An 18,913-nucleotide genomic window follows, 5' to 3' on the forward strand; every position below is an offset into this window, starting at 1 on the left:
CGGATCATGGAAGCATTATTTTTCAATACGTCGAGGCATATCGTATGCCTCGCCAGGAGGATGTCGTCATGGCTGATGATCAATTGCGTATTCGTTTACTGGCTTACCGAATCTGGGAATCCGAAGGGTGCCCGGATGGGCAGTCCGAGCGCCACTGGCAGATGGCCAGCCGTCTGGTGGCAGCGGAACGAATTACTGATCTGCCCAAGGAAGTGCCGCAGCGTTTCGAGATGAACCCTTCCGGACCGAAGGAACATGCTGTCGCAGAAGACGGGGCCGCTGTTGCAGTGCCTGCCGGGGCAGAAGAGAAAACGCCGGCTGCGCCTGCCAGGGCCAAACGAACCACGACATCACGTCGAAGTGTTGATGCAGCTGCGGAGAAGGATGGCAACGTCAGTGTCGAGAAGCCTCCACGTCGTGCCACGGCCAAACGAGGCAGCAAGGGCGGAAAGGCGAGTACCCGAGCCAGACAGGCTCCCGGCGAATGATCGGTAGCCGATACAACATACTGATTTCAAGTACTCACAAGGGCCTTTCATGACCACATCAACGCATTCCGGGGAGTCGACGCCAGGGGTAACCACTCCGGCGCAGGCACCTCTCATGCATACAGAAGAAGGCAGTCGGGTTCAGGAAGGCCTGCCCTATCCTCTGGGCGCGACCTGGGACGGGCTGGGCATTAACTTCGCCATTTTTTCGGCCCATGCCACCAAGGTTGAGCTCTGTCTTTTCAGTGACGACGGTCAGACCGAAATCGAGCGAATTGAATTGCCCGAGTATACCGATGAGGTCTGGCACGGCTATCTTCTCGATGCTCGTCCTGGTCTGCTCTATGGGTATCGGGTTCATGGCCCCTACGCACCGGAAGAAGGGCATCGCTTCAATCCCAACAAGCTGTTGATTGATCCCTGTGCCTGCCAGCTGGTAGGTGAGCTGATATGGGATGATGCCCTTTACGGGTATACGATCGGGCATGAAGATGGTGATCTGAGTTTTGATGAGCGTGACAGCGCGCCGTTCATTCCCAAGTGTCGAGTGATCGACCCGGCATTTACCTGGGGCCGCTCGCAGGAAATTCATGTGCCCTGGGAGCGGACGGTATTTTATGAGGCGCATGTGCGGGGATTGACCATGCGTCATCCCGATGTCAGTGAGAACGTGCGCGGTACCTTTTCCGGGCTGAGTGAGCCGGCAGTACTTGATTACCTGCGAAGCCTTGGTATCAGCTCACTGGAATTGATGCCCATTCATGCCTTTGCCGATGACCGGCACCTGCAGGAGAAGGGACTGCATAATTACTGGGGCTACAATACCCTGGCCTTTTTTGCACCTCATCAGGCATACATGGCCACCAGCACCATCAGCGAATTCAAGCAGATGGTTGCCTGCTGTCATGCCGGTGGTATCGAGGTCATTCTGGATGTGGTGTACAACCATACCGCCGAGGGTAATGAACTTGGGCCAACGCTTTCCTGGAAGGGAATCGATAACGCCAGCTATTACCGTCTGATGCCGGATGACAGGCGCTATTACATCAATGATACCGGTACGGGAAATACCCTGAACCTGTCTCACCCCAGGGTGCTGCAACTAGTAACGGATTCACTGCGTTACTGGGCGCTGGAAATGAGAGTGGACGGTTTCCGTTTTGATCTGGCTACCATTCTTGGACGTGAGCCCCATGGGTTTGATGAAGGCGGGGGGTTTCTGGATTCCTGCCGACAGGACCCGGTGCTGTCGCGCTGCAAACTGATCGCGGAACCCTGGGACTGTGGCCCGGGTGGCTATCAGGTAGGCGGCTTTCCTCCGGGGTGGGCCGAGTGGAACGATCGGTATCGCGATACCATGCGTGCATTCTGGAAAGGTGACGACGGCACCCTGGCTGATTTCGCGACACGGTTGACCGGGTCTGCTGACCTGTTTGACCACCGTGGTCGCAAACCGTATGCCTCGGTCAATTTTGTCACGGCCCATGACGGTTTCACGTTGCGGGATCTGGTGACCTATAACGACAAGCATAACGAAGCGAACGGTGAAGATAATCGTGATGGCCATGACGATAATCATTCATGGAACCACGGGGTCGAAGGCTGGACCGATGATCCCGAGATAAGCGCGTTGCGCATGCGTCAGATGCGCAATCTGATCGCGACTCTGATGTTCTCGCAGGGTACGCCCATGCTGCTGGCCGGCGATGAATTTGCGCGAACCCAGGGAGGAAACAATAATGCGTACTGTCAGGACAGCGAGATTGGCTGGATAGACTGGGACCTGTCGGACGAAGGTCGCGAACTGCTGGAGTTCACACGACGAGTTATTCGATTGCGTCAGCATTACCCCATCCTGCACCGTGGTCGGTTCTTGACCGGCGAATTCAATGAGGAGCTGGGTATTCAGGACATCAGCTGGATGACTCCTGATGCCACGTTAATGGATGTACCCGATTGGAATGATGCCCATGCCCATGCCATTGGTGTCATCCTTGATGGTCGGGCGCAGCCTACAGGAATACGTCGCGCAGGATCAGACAGTACGCTTTTCATTATTTTCAATGCGCATCACGAAGCCATTGAATGGCGTCTGCCGGAGGTGGCTCATGGTCGGCTCTGGATGCGCTGTCTTGATACTGCACAGGCGTCTGATGCGCCGGTCAGTCGAGACGCCATGCTGGAGTTCGGGAGCATGTACAACGTGCAGCCCCGTTCTCTGGTCCTGATGGAGCTGATGCCGCTGTTTTGAAACGAAAATAGTGTCACCGGGCGGGCCATAGAGTGTCTGTTGAATGGGCGCTCTATGGCCTTTTTATGGTCGATTGCCTACTGTCCGCCTATTAAAAAGCCCCGCCACGAGGGCAGGGCCTTTGATATCAACAGCAGGGTTCAGAGTGATGAAGAAGCTCTTGCATCATGCCCGTGTGAAGCATGGTGCGACCTCGCCAGTCTCAGAGCCTGCTCCAGATCTTCTGCGGCACAGGTAACAGTATTACACCTGGCACACAACACATCATTTCCCTGATCGCGCTTTACAGGCACCATGAATTGATCATGGCTGCAGGAAGAGCACTTCAGATCAAGTGCAACTCGCATCATGATGCAAGTTGCGTAGCGTCTGATGAGGTGGTTGTGCGGTTCATCTGGAACGCCAGAATTCTAGACTGGTTCAGCGCCTGAAATGCCAGGCTGGGAGAATGAATGTCATTCCAGTGGCCTACGGTGTCCAGAAATTCACCACATTCATGGCAACTTATTTCAGCACAATCATCTTCATCGTTGCTGGAGATAATCTGTTTGCTTCCGCAACGATGGCAGCTCATTCCGTAATTCATGTTCGCATTCCTTGCGTTGGTCAAGTTGCCATCCTGGCAACACTATTCGTCGGTGCTTGATGCCGGGCATCCTTGCCGGCCGCCGGTTCCCTTTCTTGGCGCAGCACAAACAAGATCGCATATTGTAGTAGGTCTGTACAATATTTTTTTTAAAAAAATGTACAGTTAAGGGTTGGTGGTATCCAGTACATTTCATTGGCCGGAGTGGACAGGTTTAAGGTTATAACCTTATGTATTTATTATTTTTTTAAGGAATGGTCAGCTCGGTGCGGCTGGTGCTCGACACTGGGTGAGCAGGCACTGGGCAGGCAATGTGTCGGGGCGTTTTTATCGGCAGGTTATACCAAAGGGTTATCGCATTTGTATAATGTTTTAATGACCCCGTAAGTAATGATGCGTCGCCTGTCTGACAGGAACCTGGGGCACGCTGTGCTACTGACAGGATAAGCTCGGTGATCAGAAGGGCAGCGGAGCGGGTATGTATGGAAGGGAAGGGTCCGCGACATCAAGCGCGGTGGCCATTGCAATGCCTTATAAGAAGCGCCCGTCGGGACGGGCGCTTCTTACTCCTGAGTTACTTGCCATCTGTTTCCATGAACATGAGAGCAAATCCGCGGGACTCCGGGATTACGGCATTGCCTGTCTTGGCATCCTTGAAATAAAGCCGTACGCCCTTGCAGCGCTGATATGCACTCCATGAATGGCCATAAGCATTGATGGGCTCCCAGTGAGAGAAGCGAAGTCCTTCCTGGTTGACCGTGACCATGACGATGGGATCCCTGAAATGATAGTGGTCATTGATGAGCGACACATACTCGTCGTCGATCTCGACGGTATCAAACAGGGCCATCCCCTTGCCGGTATGTTCACCTGGCTTGTACGGCCCATCGTATTCCATCAGATAAGGCATGGCGGTAAGCGCTGATGCAATGACCTTTTTGCTGCTGTCAGCCGGTAAGGTGTTGATGACAGGTACACGCGCCTGAAAATGGCCTGACATGAACGGCGCCAGCGCGATATTTGCATCGGTCCCCGTGTCCGCCAGAATACGGCGTGGATAATAAAGCTCTACTTCGGAGTGTTCGTCCTCGCCTTCGCTGATATAAATCTTCTTTTTGCCGGCTTTCAGCGTGATGTTACCGGCAGAGTTCAGTTTGATGTCGGCGGCACCATTTCTGTTTCTGTTGGTCTCGATACTGAAGTCATTCAGCCGGGTCCAGTCATCCAGTTCCTGAGTAATTCCGTTGACCTTGAAGAAGCTGCCTGCTCCGGTTGCCGACGAAACTGATACCGTATTGTTATCGACATTAACGCCGCCGAACGCATTGGTATAACGGCCGGCCTCGGGTGAAAGCGTGTTTTTCCACCCACTGGCAAAGTGGAAACTATTGCCTGAGGCAAAACAGTCCGTGATTTGACCGCGGGCGGTAGCCTTGATGATGGGAATGGGTTTGTCCGAGTTGCCACCTCGTTCAATCCAGTTACCTTCAATACGGGTATTGAAAATGGTTTTGGTTCGAATCAGGGAGTTGTCACAGACTTCCCATACATTATCGATCAGTGCGCCCCCCCAGAACTCATTTCCACTGAGAATGCCGTAGGTAACATACTGGCACTGATTTCGGATGAAGCGCACCGTAGTGGCTATCAGCTTGTTGCCTATTTCCAGGCAGGCGTGGGTATCGGTGAACTGGCAGTCACGGATCGTGATATCGCAGGCCGTATCAGTATGTATGGCATCGAGGCGTTTCATGCGGAACGTACATTCGCTGACCTGATTGCAATAACCGTTGAGCTTTATGGCGTAGGCATTCGGGTTATCCCTGGCATTATTCGGTGCAAAGAAAGACAGCCCCTGAGCATGATAAACATTCGAGAAGATCGGGCCTTCCAGCTCATTCATGCTTTTTAACGAGGCGCGGTTGCTTGAGTTACCGAAGTGTCCCCACTGCTTGCCCACGACCTTCAGGCGGTTCGTCAGTTCTACCGTCCGATCAAAGCTGAATATGCCTCGAGTCGGCACTTCGATGGTGGTCACCAGCTGAGAGTCAGCCAGACGTTGAAAAGCGTCACTGCTGCTTGTTTTGCCTGTGGGATCTGCGCCCCACATCAGCGGGTTGCCGGTTTCCCCGGATGACCAGATACGTTGATAGCGTGCTCCGGAGCTTGTAACGATGGTATCGCCACCATCATCGTCATTTTTGCTTGAAGGGGCATGGCGATAGCGACCACTGCCATAGCCGGGAACCGTATGATGATCGACTTCAACGACCTCTTCCTGTTTGGCAGGAGTGCGCTGACGAAGTTCTTCGATATTATTGAGAAAAATAATAGTAGTCATGTTCCGCTCCCTGAGTATTTGCTTGCAGGTGTTGGCTTGCATGACCAGTGTCGCGATAGTGTTGATCAGGGTACAGGCGGGGCAGGTGTGGCGGGCAGGTGCGACACCTGTAGCGAAATCAGGCGCTCAAGTGATCGATCAGAATACTCAGACCAATGGCAATCAATATTACACCGCCCAGCATTTCGGCGCGGCGGCCAAAAAGCCCACCCAGGCGCTGTCCAAGCAGAGTGCCAATCATCACCATCAGGGCCGTGGAAAACCCGATAGCCAGACACGCATGGATGATATTGACGTCGGCAAAGGCAAGGCTTACTCCCACGACCAGTGCATCAATGCTGGTGGCAATGGCCGTCAGGACAAGCTGAATCAGCGAGGTGCTTGAAGGCGAGGTTGCTGCGTCTGTATCCGGATCGGGTCGAGTGACCTGACGAAGGCTGGTGTACACCATGCGCCCACCAAGAACAGCCAGAAGGGTGAAGGCAATCCAGTGATCCCACTGCATGACCCATTGGCTGGCAGTAATACCCAGACACCAGCCGATCAGCGGTGTCAGTGCTTCAATGATTCCAAACAGCAGTCCGGTACGTACTGCCCTTGCGATGCTGGGTCTGGTCAGTAACGCTCCCTTGCTGACGGAGGCGGCAAAGGCGTCGGTTGACATTGAGAAGGCAAGAAACGTCAGAGAATAAAATGTCATGACAGAAGGTTCATCGGCAACCGGACCATGGAATGTGGTGTATAGACGTCAATGATAAGGCTTTTTTTTAAAATCTCAATAAAAACAATAATTTACACTGGTTTTATTGTGTAGTTCAACGACATTGTTTCACCAGCGGTTGTGTTGTTTGCCGAATGGATAGGAAGATTTCCAGGGTGATGATGATTAACTCAGGTTGAATTGGTTTTTCTTTTATCATTCCCGATACCGCTGTTTCCCTTCCTGGACTTAAGGTGATTAATCCTTGGTGTGATTGTTATTCGAACGCCTTTAGCGAATTATTATTTGTATGATGTATTACCTAGTTGCTCTGGAATCCCCCATGATCGGCAGCTCCGCTGGATTGTCGTCACTATTACAATAATCGAGGAATATCCCATGCTTCTGATGGCTCACCGTCCCCCCCGCTGTGCACTGGTGCTGGCATTAACCGCCACGCTGGGCATGATGTCGATGCCAGCCGCTGCCGACAACTGGCGTGGGTGGAACATTCATCCGGCAGGCTATCCCAATAGCGTCGCCATGAAGCAGTTTGCCGACCAGGTTACCGCGGGAACACATGGAGATATCAGGGCAAAGGTCTATGACAATGCCATCCTCGGGGATCAATCCGATGCCATCGAGCAGGTCCGTAACGGGGCACTGAATTTTGCCAATTTCAACATGGGGCCGATGGGGCCTATTGTGCCGGCTACCAATGTGCTCTCGCTGCCCTTTCTGTTTGAGGACATCGAGGCCATGCACACGGTCATGGATGGCCCGATTGGTGTGAAGTTCGCCGATGCCCTGGCGGACAAGGGGCTGGTTGTACTGGCGTGGTTTGATTCCGGGGCCCGCAGCCTTTACAACACCAAACGTCCCATTTCCACGCCTGATGACCTCAAGGGGCTCAAGATTCGTGTCATGAACAATGACCTTTATGTCGACATGATTGACGCCCTTGGAGGGAATGCGACCCCCATGTCCTACGGCGAGGTTTACCAGTCCCTCAAGACCGGGGTGCTGGATGGCGCTGAAAACAACTTTCCGTCCTATGAATCCAGTAACCACTACGAAATTGCGCCGTATTTCTCCACCACAGATCATCTGATATTGCCGGAGTGTCTGTGCGTTGCCAAAACCACTTGGGACGCGATGTCTCCAGAAGATCAGAACGTGGTCCAGCAGGCGGCCACTGATGCCGGCGCGTTGCAGAGAAAGCTGTGGGCCGAGCGGTCCGAAACAAGTCGTGAGAAAGTCATTGCCGCTGGCTCCAAAGTCAATGAGATCAAGGACAAGGCAGCCTTTCAGAACCGGATGGCACCGATCTATACCGAGTTCACTGAAAGGTATCCGCAGTTTGCATCGTTGATCGAAGAGATCAAAACCGCGCAGTCTCCGCAGTCTCCGCAGTAATAGCAGGGATGTCTACTTTTCCTGATCAAGGCAGGGGGGCTTTATGTCTGCCAGTGTTCATCTGACGCAGTCCCGACGCGTGGCGGGCAGGGCCCGTCTGTCCCTGGGGCATGAGCGATGCATGAACGGCGCTGCCTGGTTGTGCATGGCCGTGTCCGGTGTGTTGATGGTGTATCTGATCGGCAGCTTCGGCTGGCTGGTTTTCGGTCGCTACGTGCTTAATGACACGCCGACCTGGGTTGAGCAGTCCGCGCTGGTGTGTGTGGTGTATATCACCACCCTGGGAGCTGCGGCCGGTGTCCATCACCGGGTCCACCTGAGCATCGATTTTCTGAAGGATCGCTTGAGCGGTTGGCCTCAGTGTGTGAACAGCGTTGTGGCGAATGCCTTTGTCATTGTGTTCGGTCTTCTGATGGCCTGGCAGGGCGGTGTCATGTTCATGGGAAACCTTGATCGGCCCATCCCGATGGTCGGGTTATCGGAAAGCTGGCGCGCGGCGCCGCTGGTGGCGAGTGGGGTGCTGATGGCCTGGTTCGCACTGGCTCAGTGTGTGGATGCCGTGATCCATCGTACCCGGGAGGGGCAGTGACATGGGGCTTATCATTCTGTTTGGCATCTTTATTCTCGGACTGGTCGTTGGTGCGCCGGTTGCCTTTGCCGTCGGACTGGCGGCAGTCAGCGCCTTCATCTACGAAGGTATTCCTCTGTTTGTTGCCTTTCAGCGGATGCTGTCCGGCATGTCGGTCTTTTCACTGTTGGCCATTCCCTTTTTCATCTTTGCCGGCGAACTGATGCTGCACGGCGGAATCTCCGACCGCCTGGTGCGATTTGCGTCTGCTGCCGTAGGGCGCGTGCGAGGCGGCCTGGGGCTGGTCAATGTCAGTTCGTCCATGCTGTTTGGCGGTATTTCCGGATCAGCGGTGGCGGATACCTCGGCGCTGGGCTCCATTTTGATTCCTGTGATGAAAGAGAAGGGCTATGACGCGGATTACGCTGTCAACGTAACGGTCACGTCTTCGGTTGCAGGTGTGGTTATTCCACCCAGCCACAACATGATCCTCTATGTCGTGGCGGCGGGTGGCGGTATTTCGGTAACACAGCTTTTTATTGCCGGTCTGGTGCCTGGGATCCTGATGTGCGTTGTGCTTGGCTTTGCAGCCTGGCTTGTCGCGGTCAGGCGGGGGTATGCCGGTGAGCCCTTTCCCGGCATAAGGGCTCTGGCGATAAGCCTTGTCGCCGCACTGCCCGGGCTGCTTACTGCCGTCATCATCGTGGGGGGCGTGCTCTCCGGTATTTTGACCGTGACTGAATCAGGCGCTTTCGGTGCGATCTATGCGCTGCTGGTAACGATTCTGATCTACCGGCAGATGACCTGGGCCGGCTTCAAGGCTGCGGTGTTTCAATCGGTGCGCACCACCTCGATGGTCATGATACTGGTGGCCTGTGCCTCGGCCTTCTCGTGGCTTCTGGCGCTTTACGATGTGCCGACGCTGATGAGCGAAGCACTTTTAAGTATTTCAGATCGTCCCTGGGTCGTGTTTCTGCTGCTGAATATGCTGCTGCTGGCTTTGGGCATGGTGATGGACATGGCCGCTCTGATTCTGATCTGTACTCCCATCTTCCTGCCGGTCGCGACTCAGTTTGGAATGGATCCCATTCAGTTCGGCATTATCCTGATGATCAATCTGGGGCTGGGATTGTGCACGCCACCGGTCGGCTCATGTCTGTTTGTCGGTAGTGTGATCGGCAAGATCAGGATCGAGCAGGCCGTCAGGACCATCTGGCCCTTTTATCTGGCCCTGTTTGCGGTACTGATGCTGGTGACCTACATACCGGCGGTGTCGCTGACGCTTCCTGCATTGATCAAGTAAACCGGTCCGGGAGATAACATGCGTATCAAATCGGTAGTGGCTCATGTTCTGGATGCCCCCCTTGAGCGGGCTTTTGAGAGCGCCAGTATGAGGTTCGAGCGCCGTCAGGCCTGTCTGGTAGAAATTACCTGTGATGATGGGACCATCGGGTGGGGTGAGTGTCTTGGTCCTGCCCGTGCCAATGCCGCCATCGTGACCATTTATGGCCGGATGCTTGAAGGCATGAACCCACTGGACACGACCTGTTGCTGGTCCGAGCTCTACAATCTGCTGCGTGACCAGGGGCAGCGAGGGCTTGCCGTGACGGCCCTTAGTGGGATCGATATTGCCCTTTGGGATATCAAGGGGCGTCATCTGGGTGTATCGGTCGCGACGCTCCTCGGTGGCCGCTTTCGTGAGTCCGTGCCGGCCTACGCCACGGGAGGATTTCGGACGGACGGTCTTGATCGCATTGCCTCCATCAGCGCCGACATGGGGCGTTATGCCCGTGAGGGGTTTTCCGGTGTCAAGATCAAGATCGGATTTGATGTCGAGGAAGACCTTCGACTGATTCGCGCGGTGCGTGAGGCCATCGGCCCCTCCGTCCGGCTGATGATCGATGCCAACCATGGCTATGATGCTCTTGAAGCCATCGAGCTGGGCCAGCGTGCGGCGATATTTTCCATCGACTGGTTCGAGGAGCCGGTAGTGCCGGAACAATTGTCGGCCTATCAGGCAGTTCGCGCCGGTCAGCCGATTCCTGTGGCAGGCGGGGAAACCTGGCAGGGCGCCTTTGCCATGCAGGAGGCCTTGAAGGCCGGTGCCGTGGATATTCTGCAGCCGGATGTCTGTGCGGCAGGCGGGCTGACGGAAGCGCTGCGGATCGTGGCGCTTGCGGATCTGCATGGTATTCGTCTGGTGCCCCATGTATTTGGCACCTCGATCGGCATGGCGGCAGCGCTTCAGTTTCTGGCGGCTCTTCCCCCGTCTCCACGCAGGCGCGAGCCTCGCCCCCTGTGGTTTGAATTCGACTGTACCCCCAATCCCTTGCGTCAGGCGATGGTCACATCGCCTCTGCTGCCTGATGCCGGCTGGATGAATATTCCTGACGGCCCGGGCCTTGGTATCGATATTGATCGAGCAGGTTTGAATCGCTTTCTTCAAGGAGCCTCGGCATGACCTCTGTTCCTGATAATTTCAGGCCGCTCGACGGTCGTGCTCCGCGGTTGATCACCCCGCCAGGCGCGACTGACTGCCACATTCACCTGTATCCGAGGGGGCATGAGGCAGAACCTGATGGTCTGGCCATTCCGGCCTGGGCCGAGCCGGAAGATTACCGGGCCTATCAACGATGGCTTGGTCTGGAGCGCGTTGTGCTGACGCAGCCCAATGCGTATCAGGCCAACAATGCCGCCTTGCTCAAGGGGCTTGAGTCCCTGGGCCCGGAGGTGGCGAGAGGGGTGGCAGTGGTCAGGCCGGATACTCCCGAAAAAGAGCTGTTGGCGCTGCATCATGCCGGCGTGCGTGGGGCTCGAATCATGCAGCTGCCCGGCGGTGCTGTCGGCATTGATCAGGCGCGCGCCGTGGAGGCACGTGTTCGTGATTACGGCTGGCATTTGATGATTCAGTTCAACGGGCAGTCTCTCATGACCTACCTGCCGGTACTGGAACAGCTCAAGGGCCCGTTCATCATTGATCATCTGGGCAAGTTCATGGACCCGGTAGCTGCAGATGATGCCCGGGTTGACGCCCTCGCCAGATTGATGGATCGCGGTGATGTCTGGTTTAAACTGTGTGCCCCTTATGAAAGCAGCCTGACCGGTGGGCCAGACTTCGAGGATGTCGGCGCGGTTGCCAGAAGAATGATTCACCATGCGCCCGAGCGGGTGATATGGGGCAGTAACTGGCCTCATGTCGGGGTGCCTCGTACGCATTACCCGGATGACGTCGACCTGCTGGATGTCTTGATGCGCTGGGCCTCTCCGGCGGAGCAACAGAGAATTCTGGTGGATAATCCTGCCGAGCTTTACGGCTTTGCGACCCCCTGAAACAGACCACAAGGAGGAGTGCCTCATGCTCGAGCGTTTATTGGTCACCGGAGCCGCCGGTGGTGTAGGAAAAGCGATTCGGTCACAGTTGTCGGACCTTGCGCGTCAGGTGCGATTGTCCGATCTGTCGGATATTGATGAGCTGGCTGCCCATGAAGAAAGCAGGCCCTGTGACCTGGCGGATATGCAGGCCGTTCGTTCGCTGGTTGCTGGCTGTGACGGCATTCTTCACCTGGGAGGAGTCTCGGTTGAAAAGCCGTGGCAGGGTATCCTGCAGTCCAACATCGTTGGCACCTACAACCTCTATGAAGCCGCTCGGCAGGAAGGGAGGCCGCGTATTGTTTTTGCCAGTTCCAATCACACCATCGGGTTTTATACGCGCCACGAGCGGATTGATACTCGTGTTCCGCATCGGCCGGATTCACTGTATGGCCTGTCAAAGTGTTTCGGTGAGGACCTCGCCAGCCTGTACTGGGACAAGTTCGGAGTGCAGACCCTGTCGGTACGCATTGGCTCCTGTTTTCCGCAGCCCAGGGATCAGCGCATGCTGGCAACCTGGATGAGTGTGGCGGATTTCATGCGCTTGCTGGTGCAGGCCTTTGATGCGCCTTTTCTGGCTCATACGGTCATTTATGGCGTGTCCGACAACGATGAGTGCTGGTGGGACAACCGGCATGCCTCGTTTCTGGGATGGCGTCCGGAAGACAGTTCGGCCCCCTGGCGTGCCCAGGCACTGGATGCCACACCGGTGCTGCCGGTGGATGCTCCCGAGCTGCGCTATCAGGGGGGCGGGTTTGCTGCACAGGGCCATCCGGACGATACCGACGACTGAGAATGTTCGCGTAACCGGGCGATCATATGCTGCTATGCTTTTCTGACCCTACCAACAACAATCATGTCAGGAGAAGACAATATGGTCTCGGTCAGTCTTGCACGTTACGTCGGAGTCATCGGGTGTGCCACGGTGCTGGGTCTTGGGGCAGGTGCGGCCATGGCCCAAAAGCAGGACCCCGTCGCCGCGCAGCTTTGTGAACCGATGGCCTACCGTATGGGGCTGCACTATCAGCAGTCTGCTGAAGTGGCTGCCCTGCAGCGTCAGAGCTATGTACTGGCTTCCCTGCGGCTGGATCAGGCACTCGCCGCCCATCCTGATACAGACAATCTGGCTATCATCACTGACCTTGACGAGACCGTACTTGATAATTCGGCTCTGCTGGTACGTGACATGGAACGCTGTCACGATTATACCACGTGGGATACCTGGCACGACTGGGAAAAAGAGGGCGTGCCGACATTGATTCCTGGCGCTCTGGCGTTTCTTGAGAAGGCTGACAGGGCCGGTGTGTCCATTTATTACATTTCCGACCGCTCGGACGAAAACAAGTCCGATACGATAGCTACGCTTGACCGGCTTGGCCTGCCTCAGACCAGTGAGGATCATGTCCTGCTTCTGGGGCCGCCGAAGGCAGAGCGCCGCGCCAGCGTGTTGAAGGATCACACTGTCATCATGCAGCTGGGTGATACCCTGCATGACTTTTCGGACCGCTTTGCCGGTACCACGCCAGCTCAGGATCATCAGCAGGTTCAGCGCAGCGCCGACCATTTCGGCCATGACTGGATCATGCTGCCCAATGCGGCCTATGGGCACTGGAGCGATTCAGACCTCAAGACATGGCAGGAAAAAAGCCACCAGTGACCCCGGCCGAAGGCCACGTGCTCAAGGTGGTCTTCCCCTTTGCGACAATGTCGTGAAATATGCTCGAACGATGATTTCAGGCATATATCATTTGCACTGCTTTCGCATTTGTCTGCAGTTGATTAAGCTTGGTCAAATTTTTCTATCCTTAACGCGCCTGGCGATTAGTCTATGACGTCTGAATCTGTTCTCACGCCTGACCTTAGTGTGGTCGTACCCGTCTATAACGCCATCGGCTCGCTACCGACCCTGTTTGAGCACCTTCAGGCCTTGCCGGCTGATCGGGTTCAAATTCTGCTGGTCAATGATGGTTCCAAGGACGACAGTCTTGCCACATGTCGTGGCTTTGAAAAAGAGTGTGATAACGTCACGGTCATGGACCAGCCGAACGGCGGGGTGTCGGCTGCCCGCAATGCGGGCCTTCGCGCTGCGCGTGGTCGCTATGTCGCCTTTTGTGATTCGGATGATTACCTTGAAGCGGCGCCATTGCTTCAGGTGCTCGACAAGGCCATGGACGCCGATGCAGACGTTGCGGTGTTCAATTACGCAACCATGGATGAATCGACAGGCCAGATACTCAGGCGCTCCGAGCTGGAGGAGCACGGGTTTGATTTTGATCGTGACTTTCCCATGCTTTATGAGGCAGGTCTGTTCAACCCGGTCTTCAACAAGTTGTTCAGGGCCGACCTTTTGCATCGGCACGCCATCGAGTTCGAAGAAGGTGTGGCGCTGGGAGAAGACTTCCGCTTCAACCTGGACATCTTTGTGCACGTTCAGCAGGGGGTCATCTGCAACGATGATGTCTATCGCTACATGGTGGGTCAGTCTGAATCCCTGACCACCAGTTATAATCCCAGACAGTTCACCTATTTTGAATACGGACTGGGCCGAGTGGAGAAGCTGCTGCGCGAACGGGGCATTTACAGCGATGCCTTCATGGCAAGGCACTGGACGCGTGCACTGGTCAACAGCGCACAAAACATTGCCAAGCGGGGTGGCCCCGCATTGTCAGCTGCCTTTCATGAGTTTCGTGACAATGCCCGTACTGCACGTCGCCAGGCCGATCTGGGCCAGGCTACCCCCTGGCAGGCAGGGCGTCAGACGGCACTCATGACACGCCTTGTCCGTCACAGGCAGGATACCCTGCTGTTTTTTATCGTGTTTTTCGGCACCAAATACAAGCAGCGCAAGGTGGGTGTTCGCTGAACCTGCCAGCGGCATGTTTTTACAGGGCGCCCTTCCGGCCGCCCTGTGTGTATCATGGTGTCAGTTGACAGGACGTTATCCGGCGCTGAACAGATCACTGTAGGCGCTCAATGCCGGTACGCCGCCCAGATGGACATACAGGATATTTGAGCCTTCCGGGAATTCACCGTTTCGGACCATGTCGATCATGCCATGCATCGACTTGCCTTCATATACCGGGTCGGTCAGCATGCCCTCCAGTCGAGCACACAGCCGTATGGCCTCCAGTGTACCTTCGTTGGGCAGGCCGTATTCCGGATGGCCGTAGCGGGTATCAAGCACCACATCGTCGTCGGTGATCGGACGACCCAGCGCCACCAGTTCAGCTGTCTTTTGAGCAATGCGCAGTACCTGGGCGCGTGTTTTCTCCGGCGCGGCAGAGGCATCGATGCCGATGACCCGGTCGGCGCGGCCATCGGCAGCAAAGCCCGCAATCATGCCAGCCTGCGTACTGCCGGTAACAGCGCACACCACGATATAGTCAAAGGTCAGGCCAAGCGCCTGTTCCTGCTGACGCACCTCTTCGGCAAAGCCTGCAAATCCCAGCCCGCCCAGCGGGTGTTCTGAACAACCGGCCGGTATGGGAAACGGTTTTCCCCCGCGCGCTTCGACTTCTTCCATAGCCTTTTGCCAGCTGGGCCGAATGCCGATATCAAAGCCGGCATCATCGAGCCGCACATCAGCGCCAAGTATGCGGGACATTTCGATGTTGCCGACCTTGTCGTAAATCTCGCTGTCATGGTTGACCCAGTTTTCCTGTACCAGCACGCACTTCATGCCCAGGTGTGCTGCGACGGCGGCGACCTGACGGGTCTGATTGGACTGAATGCCCCCGATTGATACCAGGGTGTCGTAGCCGCCCCTGATTGCCTCCGGGATCAGGTATTCAAGCTTGCGTGTCTTGTTACCTCCGAAGGCCAGGCCGCTGTTGCAGTCTTCCCGCTTGGCGTACAGCGCCACCTTGCCGCCCAGGTGTTCGCTGAGTCGCTTCAGCGGATGAATCGGGCTGGGGCCAAACGTCAGTGGGTACTTGTCGAAATCCTCAAGAGACATGGCATGATTCCTTGTTGTTGGCGTATCGGAGCGCTGGCATGAATAAGGGCTGCATCGATTACCAGTGTAACGATCTCGGATATGCAAGAGGTTGCGTTATCAGGATCAATTGATGCGTAATGTTTTAATCAAACCGTGCCTGGCGATGCATGAGTAAATAAAAGACATCATCTGCGCAATAAAAAAAGGCCTGCTCATGAGTGACGAGATAACGCTGGACCGTATTGACCAGCAGGTGCTGCGCCTGCTTCAGGCCGATGCCTCCCTGTCCAATGTGGCGCTGGCAGAGCGCGTCAATCTCAGCGCGCCCGCCTGCCTGCGGCGGGTAGAGCGATTGAAGCGGGCCGGTCTGATTCGTTCGGTGGTGGCTTTGCTTGACGAGGAGAAGCTGGGGGCCGGTATGGTCGTCATCGTCGGTGTCGTGCTGGATCATTCCACCACCGCCTCGTTTGCCGAATTCGAGCAGGCTGTCGGGAAGGTCACCGGGTGCATGGAATGTCATGTGGTGACCGGCGAATTCGACTACTTTTTATTGTTGCGCACCCGGGATTACAAAAGCTTCAATCGGCTGCATGCCGAGCAGTTGCTTCACCTGCCGCATGTACGGCAGATTCGCTCCTTCATGGGGTTGAGGCGCGTGCTGTCATCGACGCAGATTCCGATGTAGGTAGAGGATTGCCGGGCGACGTGCGCCCTGCGTACATGGGAAGTGTGCAGGATTGTAGACACTTCATTAGCCGTTTGGCGCCTTCGAAAGGGCTCATGAAAGATCAGTTGCAGGCATTCGGTGAGTGATTTTTCCCCAAGCCATGCGCGTGAAAGGCAGGAATGATATACTCCCGGGGTTCATCGGTCGGCATGTTTTACGCGTCGGCCGGGCAAGTGCATTGTTGACAGGCTGCCGATCGCTGTTACCTCGGCGGCCTGTAGGTTTGAATATCCAGACTCACGTCAATTGCTGTGACAAAAGAGGTCAACGCCAATATGTCCGATACGCCAAAGATCATTTATACGCTGACAGATGAAGCGCCCGCACTGGCGACGTTTTCGCTGTTGCCGATCATCGATGCCTTTACCGACCCGGCAGGCATTGAAGTCGAAACGCGGGATATCTCTCTGGCCGGCCGCATTATCTGTCTGTTTCCGGAGCGTCTGACCAGCGATCAGCAGTTGGGCGATCATCTGGCCGAGCTGGGTGAGCTGGCCAAGCGGCCTGAAGCCAATATCATCAAGCTGCCCAACATCAGTGCTTCCATGCCGCAGCTTAAAACCGCGATCAAGGAGCTGCAGGGTCAGGGCTTTGATCTGCCTGATTATCCGGATGACCCGTCCTCCGATGAAGAGAAGGACATCAAGGCGCGCTACGATCGGGTCAAGGGCAGTGCGGTCAACCCGGTACTGCGTGAAGGCAATTCCGACCGTCGTGCTCCGACCTCGGTCAAGAACTACGTTCGCAAGTACCCGCACCGCATGGGCACGTGGAGCAGCGATTCGAAGTCGCATGTCGCCCACATGAGCGAAGGTGACTTCTACGGCAGTGAGCAGTCTGCCACGATGGACAGGGATGATGCCCTGCGCATCGAACTTGTTGGCAAAAACGGCGAGACCCGGGTTCTCAAGGATTCCGTCAAGGTTCTTGATGGTGAAGTGGTTGATGCCTCTGCCATGAGTTCTGCAAGTCTGCGTGCGTTCGTGGCTGATGAAATCGAAGATGCAAAACAGAAGGGCGTACTGTTCTCGTTGCACCTGAAAGCCACCATGATGAAGGTGTCCGACCCGATCATGTTTGGGCTGGTGGTGCAGGAGTTCTATCAGCAGGTACTCGAGAAGTACGCTGATGACCTTGACAAGGCAGGCTTCAACCCGAACAACGGCATTGGTGACCTTTATTCTTCCATCGAGTCGCTGCCGGAAGATCGTCAGAATGCCATCAAGGCCGATATCGACGCGCTGTATCAGGAGCGTCCGTCGCTGGCCATGGTCAATTCCCACAAGGGGATTACCAACCTGCACGTGCCCAGTGATGTGATCATTGATGCCTCCATGCCGGCGATGATTCGTGATTCCGGCAAGATGTGGGGCACCGATGACGAGCTGCATGATGCCAAGGCCGTCATCCCGGACCGCTGCTATGCCACGATCTATCAGACCGTGATCGAGGACTGCATCAAGCATGGTGCCTTTGATCCGACCACCATGGGCAGCGTACCCAATGTGGGGCTGATGGCACAAAAGGCAGAAGAGTACGGCTCTCACGACAAGACCTTCCAGATTCCGATGGCGGGCACGGTCAAGGTCACCAACGGTGCCGGTGACGTCGTGTTCGAACACGCTGTCGAGGAAGGCGATATCTGGCGCATGTGCCAGGCCAAGGATGCTCCGATTCAGGATTGGGTCAAACTGGCCGTTACGCGGGCACGTGACAGCGACACGCCGGCCATCTTCTGGCTGGATGCCAACCGCGCTCACGATGCGCAGGTGATCAGCAAGGTAGAACGCTATCTGAAGGATCACGATACCAGCGGTCTGGACATCCGTATTCTGGAGCCGGTCGAGGCCATGAAGTTCTCGCTGGAGCGGATTCGCAAGGGCGAAGACACCATTTCCGTGACCGGTAACGTACTGCGTGATTATCTGACGGATCTGTTCCCGATCATGGAGCTTGGCACCAGCGCCAAGATGCTGTCGATCGTTCCGCTGATGAACGGTGGCGGGCTGTTTGAAACCGGTGCCGGTGGTTCTGCACCCAAGCATGTTCAACAGCTGGTGGAAGAAAATCACCTGCGCTGGGATTCCCTCGGTGAGTTTCTGGCACTGGCGGCCTCGCTTGAGCATCTGGGCAAGACCTTTGACAACAAGCGGGCCAGCATCCTGGCCGCAGCGCTGGACCAGGCCAACAGCGATTTTCTCGATAACGACAAGTCGCCCAAGCGCAAGACCGGTGAACTGGACAACCGGGGTAGCCACTTCTATCTGGCCATGTACTGGGCCAGGGCGTTGGCCGAGCAGAATGATGACAGCGAGCTGAAAGCGCTGTTTTCCGATCTGGCCGACACCCTTGAAGCCGAAGAGCAGACCATTGTCGGTGAGCTCAATGGTGCCCAGGGCAAGGCTGTAGACCTCAAGGGCTATTACCATCTGGACAAGAAGCTGGCCAGTGAAGCCATGCGTCCGAGCGAGACGCTGAACAAGGCGCTGGAGAAGGTATCCAACTGACAGGATGCCAGGACGTATCACCA

16 protein-coding genes are annotated in these 18,913 nt (G+C 55.8%); 13 read left to right on the plus strand and 3 right to left on the minus strand.

Going from position 1 to position 18,913, the window contains the following annotated elements:
* Nucleotides 1-68 precede the first annotated feature (68 nt).
* The 3 genes from OQ287_RS01750 to OQ287_RS01760 all read left to right on the plus strand — a co-directional run bounded on the left by OQ287_RS01750 (nt 69) and on the right by OQ287_RS01760 (nt 3,385).
* The gene (locus OQ287_RS01750; RefSeq protein ID WP_250936255.1) at nt 69-488 is read left to right on the plus strand and encodes a DUF2934 domain-containing protein; all 420 of its coding nucleotides are present in this window, start codon (nt 69-71) and stop codon (nt 486-488) included.
* Between the two features lie 49 nt (nt 489-537).
* Nucleotides 538-2,739 carry a glycogen debranching protein GlgX gene (glgX, locus tag OQ287_RS01755; protein ID WP_322974086.1) on the plus strand — a complete coding sequence of 734 codons (2,202 nt, stop codon included), beginning with the start codon at nt 538-540 and terminating at the stop codon, nt 2,737-2,739.
* Between the two features lie 448 nt (nt 2,740-3,187).
* Entirely contained in the window at nt 3,188-3,385 is a 198-nt protein-coding gene (locus OQ287_RS01760; protein WP_265895381.1) for a hypothetical protein, read from the plus strand.
* A 514-nt stretch (nt 3,386-3,899) separates the two neighbouring features.
* Here the strand turns inward: OQ287_RS01760 and OQ287_RS01765 are convergent.
* Together OQ287_RS01765 and OQ287_RS01770 are read right to left on the minus strand one after the other, a co-directional pair.
* The gene (locus tag OQ287_RS01765) at nt 3,900-5,666 is read right to left on the minus strand and encodes a hypothetical protein (protein WP_265895382.1); all 1,767 of its coding nucleotides are present in this window, start codon (nt 5,664-5,666) and stop codon (nt 3,900-3,902) included.
* A 118-nt stretch (nt 5,667-5,784) separates the two neighbouring features.
* A complete protein-coding gene (locus OQ287_RS01770; protein WP_250936259.1) occupies nt 5,785-6,366 on the minus strand; it encodes a manganese efflux pump MntP in 582 nt (193 codons plus the stop codon).
* A 399-nt stretch (nt 6,367-6,765) separates the two neighbouring features.
* Between OQ287_RS01770 and OQ287_RS01775 the strand changes: the two genes are divergently transcribed.
* The 8 genes from OQ287_RS01775 (at nt 6,766) to OQ287_RS01810 (ending at nt 14,582) form a co-directional block, all read left to right on the plus strand.
* On the plus strand, nt 6,766-7,782 hold the full coding sequence (locus OQ287_RS01775) for a TRAP transporter substrate-binding protein (RefSeq protein ID WP_265895383.1): 1,017 nt from the start codon (nt 6,766-6,768) through the stop codon (nt 7,780-7,782).
* 43 nt (nt 7,783-7,825) lie between these two features.
* Nucleotides 7,826-8,371: a TRAP transporter small permease gene (locus OQ287_RS01780; RefSeq protein WP_250936267.1), complete on the plus strand. Its 546-nt coding sequence runs from the start codon at nt 7,826-7,828 to the stop codon at nt 8,369-8,371.
* Nucleotide 8,372: 1 nt separating this feature from the next.
* A complete protein-coding gene (locus OQ287_RS01785; protein ID WP_265895384.1) occupies nt 8,373-9,653 on the plus strand; it encodes a TRAP transporter large permease in 1,281 nt (426 codons plus the stop codon).
* An 18-nt stretch (nt 9,654-9,671) separates the two neighbouring features.
* Nucleotides 9,672-10,811, plus strand: a complete 1,140-nt coding sequence (locus tag OQ287_RS01790; protein ID WP_250936276.1) for a mandelate racemase/muconate lactonizing enzyme family protein — start codon at nt 9,672-9,674, stop codon at nt 10,809-10,811.
* The gene (locus tag OQ287_RS01795) at nt 10,808-11,680 is read left to right on the plus strand and encodes an amidohydrolase family protein (RefSeq protein WP_265895386.1); all 873 of its coding nucleotides are present in this window, start codon (nt 10,808-10,810) and stop codon (nt 11,678-11,680) included. The genes OQ287_RS01790 and OQ287_RS01795 overlap by 4 nt, the downstream gene beginning before the upstream one ends.
* Nucleotides 11,681-11,705: 25 nt before the next feature.
* Nucleotides 11,706-12,512, plus strand: coding sequence for an NAD-dependent epimerase/dehydratase family protein (locus OQ287_RS01800; RefSeq protein WP_250936280.1), 807 nt, complete (start codon nt 11,706-11,708; stop codon nt 12,510-12,512).
* 81 nt (nt 12,513-12,593) lie between these two features.
* Entirely contained in the window at nt 12,594-13,376 is a 783-nt protein-coding gene (locus OQ287_RS01805; protein ID WP_265895387.1) for a 5'-nucleotidase, lipoprotein e(P4) family, read from the plus strand.
* Between the two features lie 171 nt (nt 13,377-13,547).
* Nucleotides 13,548-14,582: a glycosyltransferase family 2 protein gene (locus OQ287_RS01810; protein WP_265895388.1), complete on the plus strand. Its 1,035-nt coding sequence runs from the start codon at nt 13,548-13,550 to the stop codon at nt 14,580-14,582.
* Nucleotides 14,583-14,657: 75 nt separating this feature from the next.
* On the opposite strand, the gene OQ287_RS01815 is transcribed toward OQ287_RS01810, so the two are convergent.
* Entirely contained in the window at nt 14,658-15,674 is a 1,017-nt protein-coding gene (locus tag OQ287_RS01815) for a 1-aminocyclopropane-1-carboxylate deaminase (protein WP_250936290.1), read from the minus strand.
* A gap of 196 nt (nt 15,675-15,870) precedes the next feature.
* Here OQ287_RS01815 and OQ287_RS01820 point away from each other — a divergent pair, with 196 nt between their 5' ends.
* Together OQ287_RS01820 and OQ287_RS01825 are read left to right on the plus strand one after the other, a co-directional pair.
* Complete coding sequence (locus OQ287_RS01820; RefSeq protein WP_265895389.1) at nt 15,871-16,341, plus strand: Lrp/AsnC family transcriptional regulator; 471 nt, start codon at nt 15,871-15,873, stop codon at nt 16,339-16,341.
* 317 nt (nt 16,342-16,658) lie between these two features.
* A complete protein-coding gene (locus OQ287_RS01825) occupies nt 16,659-18,890 on the plus strand; it encodes an NADP-dependent isocitrate dehydrogenase (protein ID WP_265895390.1) in 2,232 nt (743 codons plus the stop codon).
* Nucleotides 18,891-18,913: the final 23 nt, after the last annotated feature.

It is taken from the genome of Larsenimonas rhizosphaerae, from assembly GCF_026240105.1.
Taxonomy (GTDB): domain Bacteria; phylum Pseudomonadota; class Gammaproteobacteria; order Pseudomonadales; family Halomonadaceae; genus Larsenimonas; species Larsenimonas rhizosphaerae.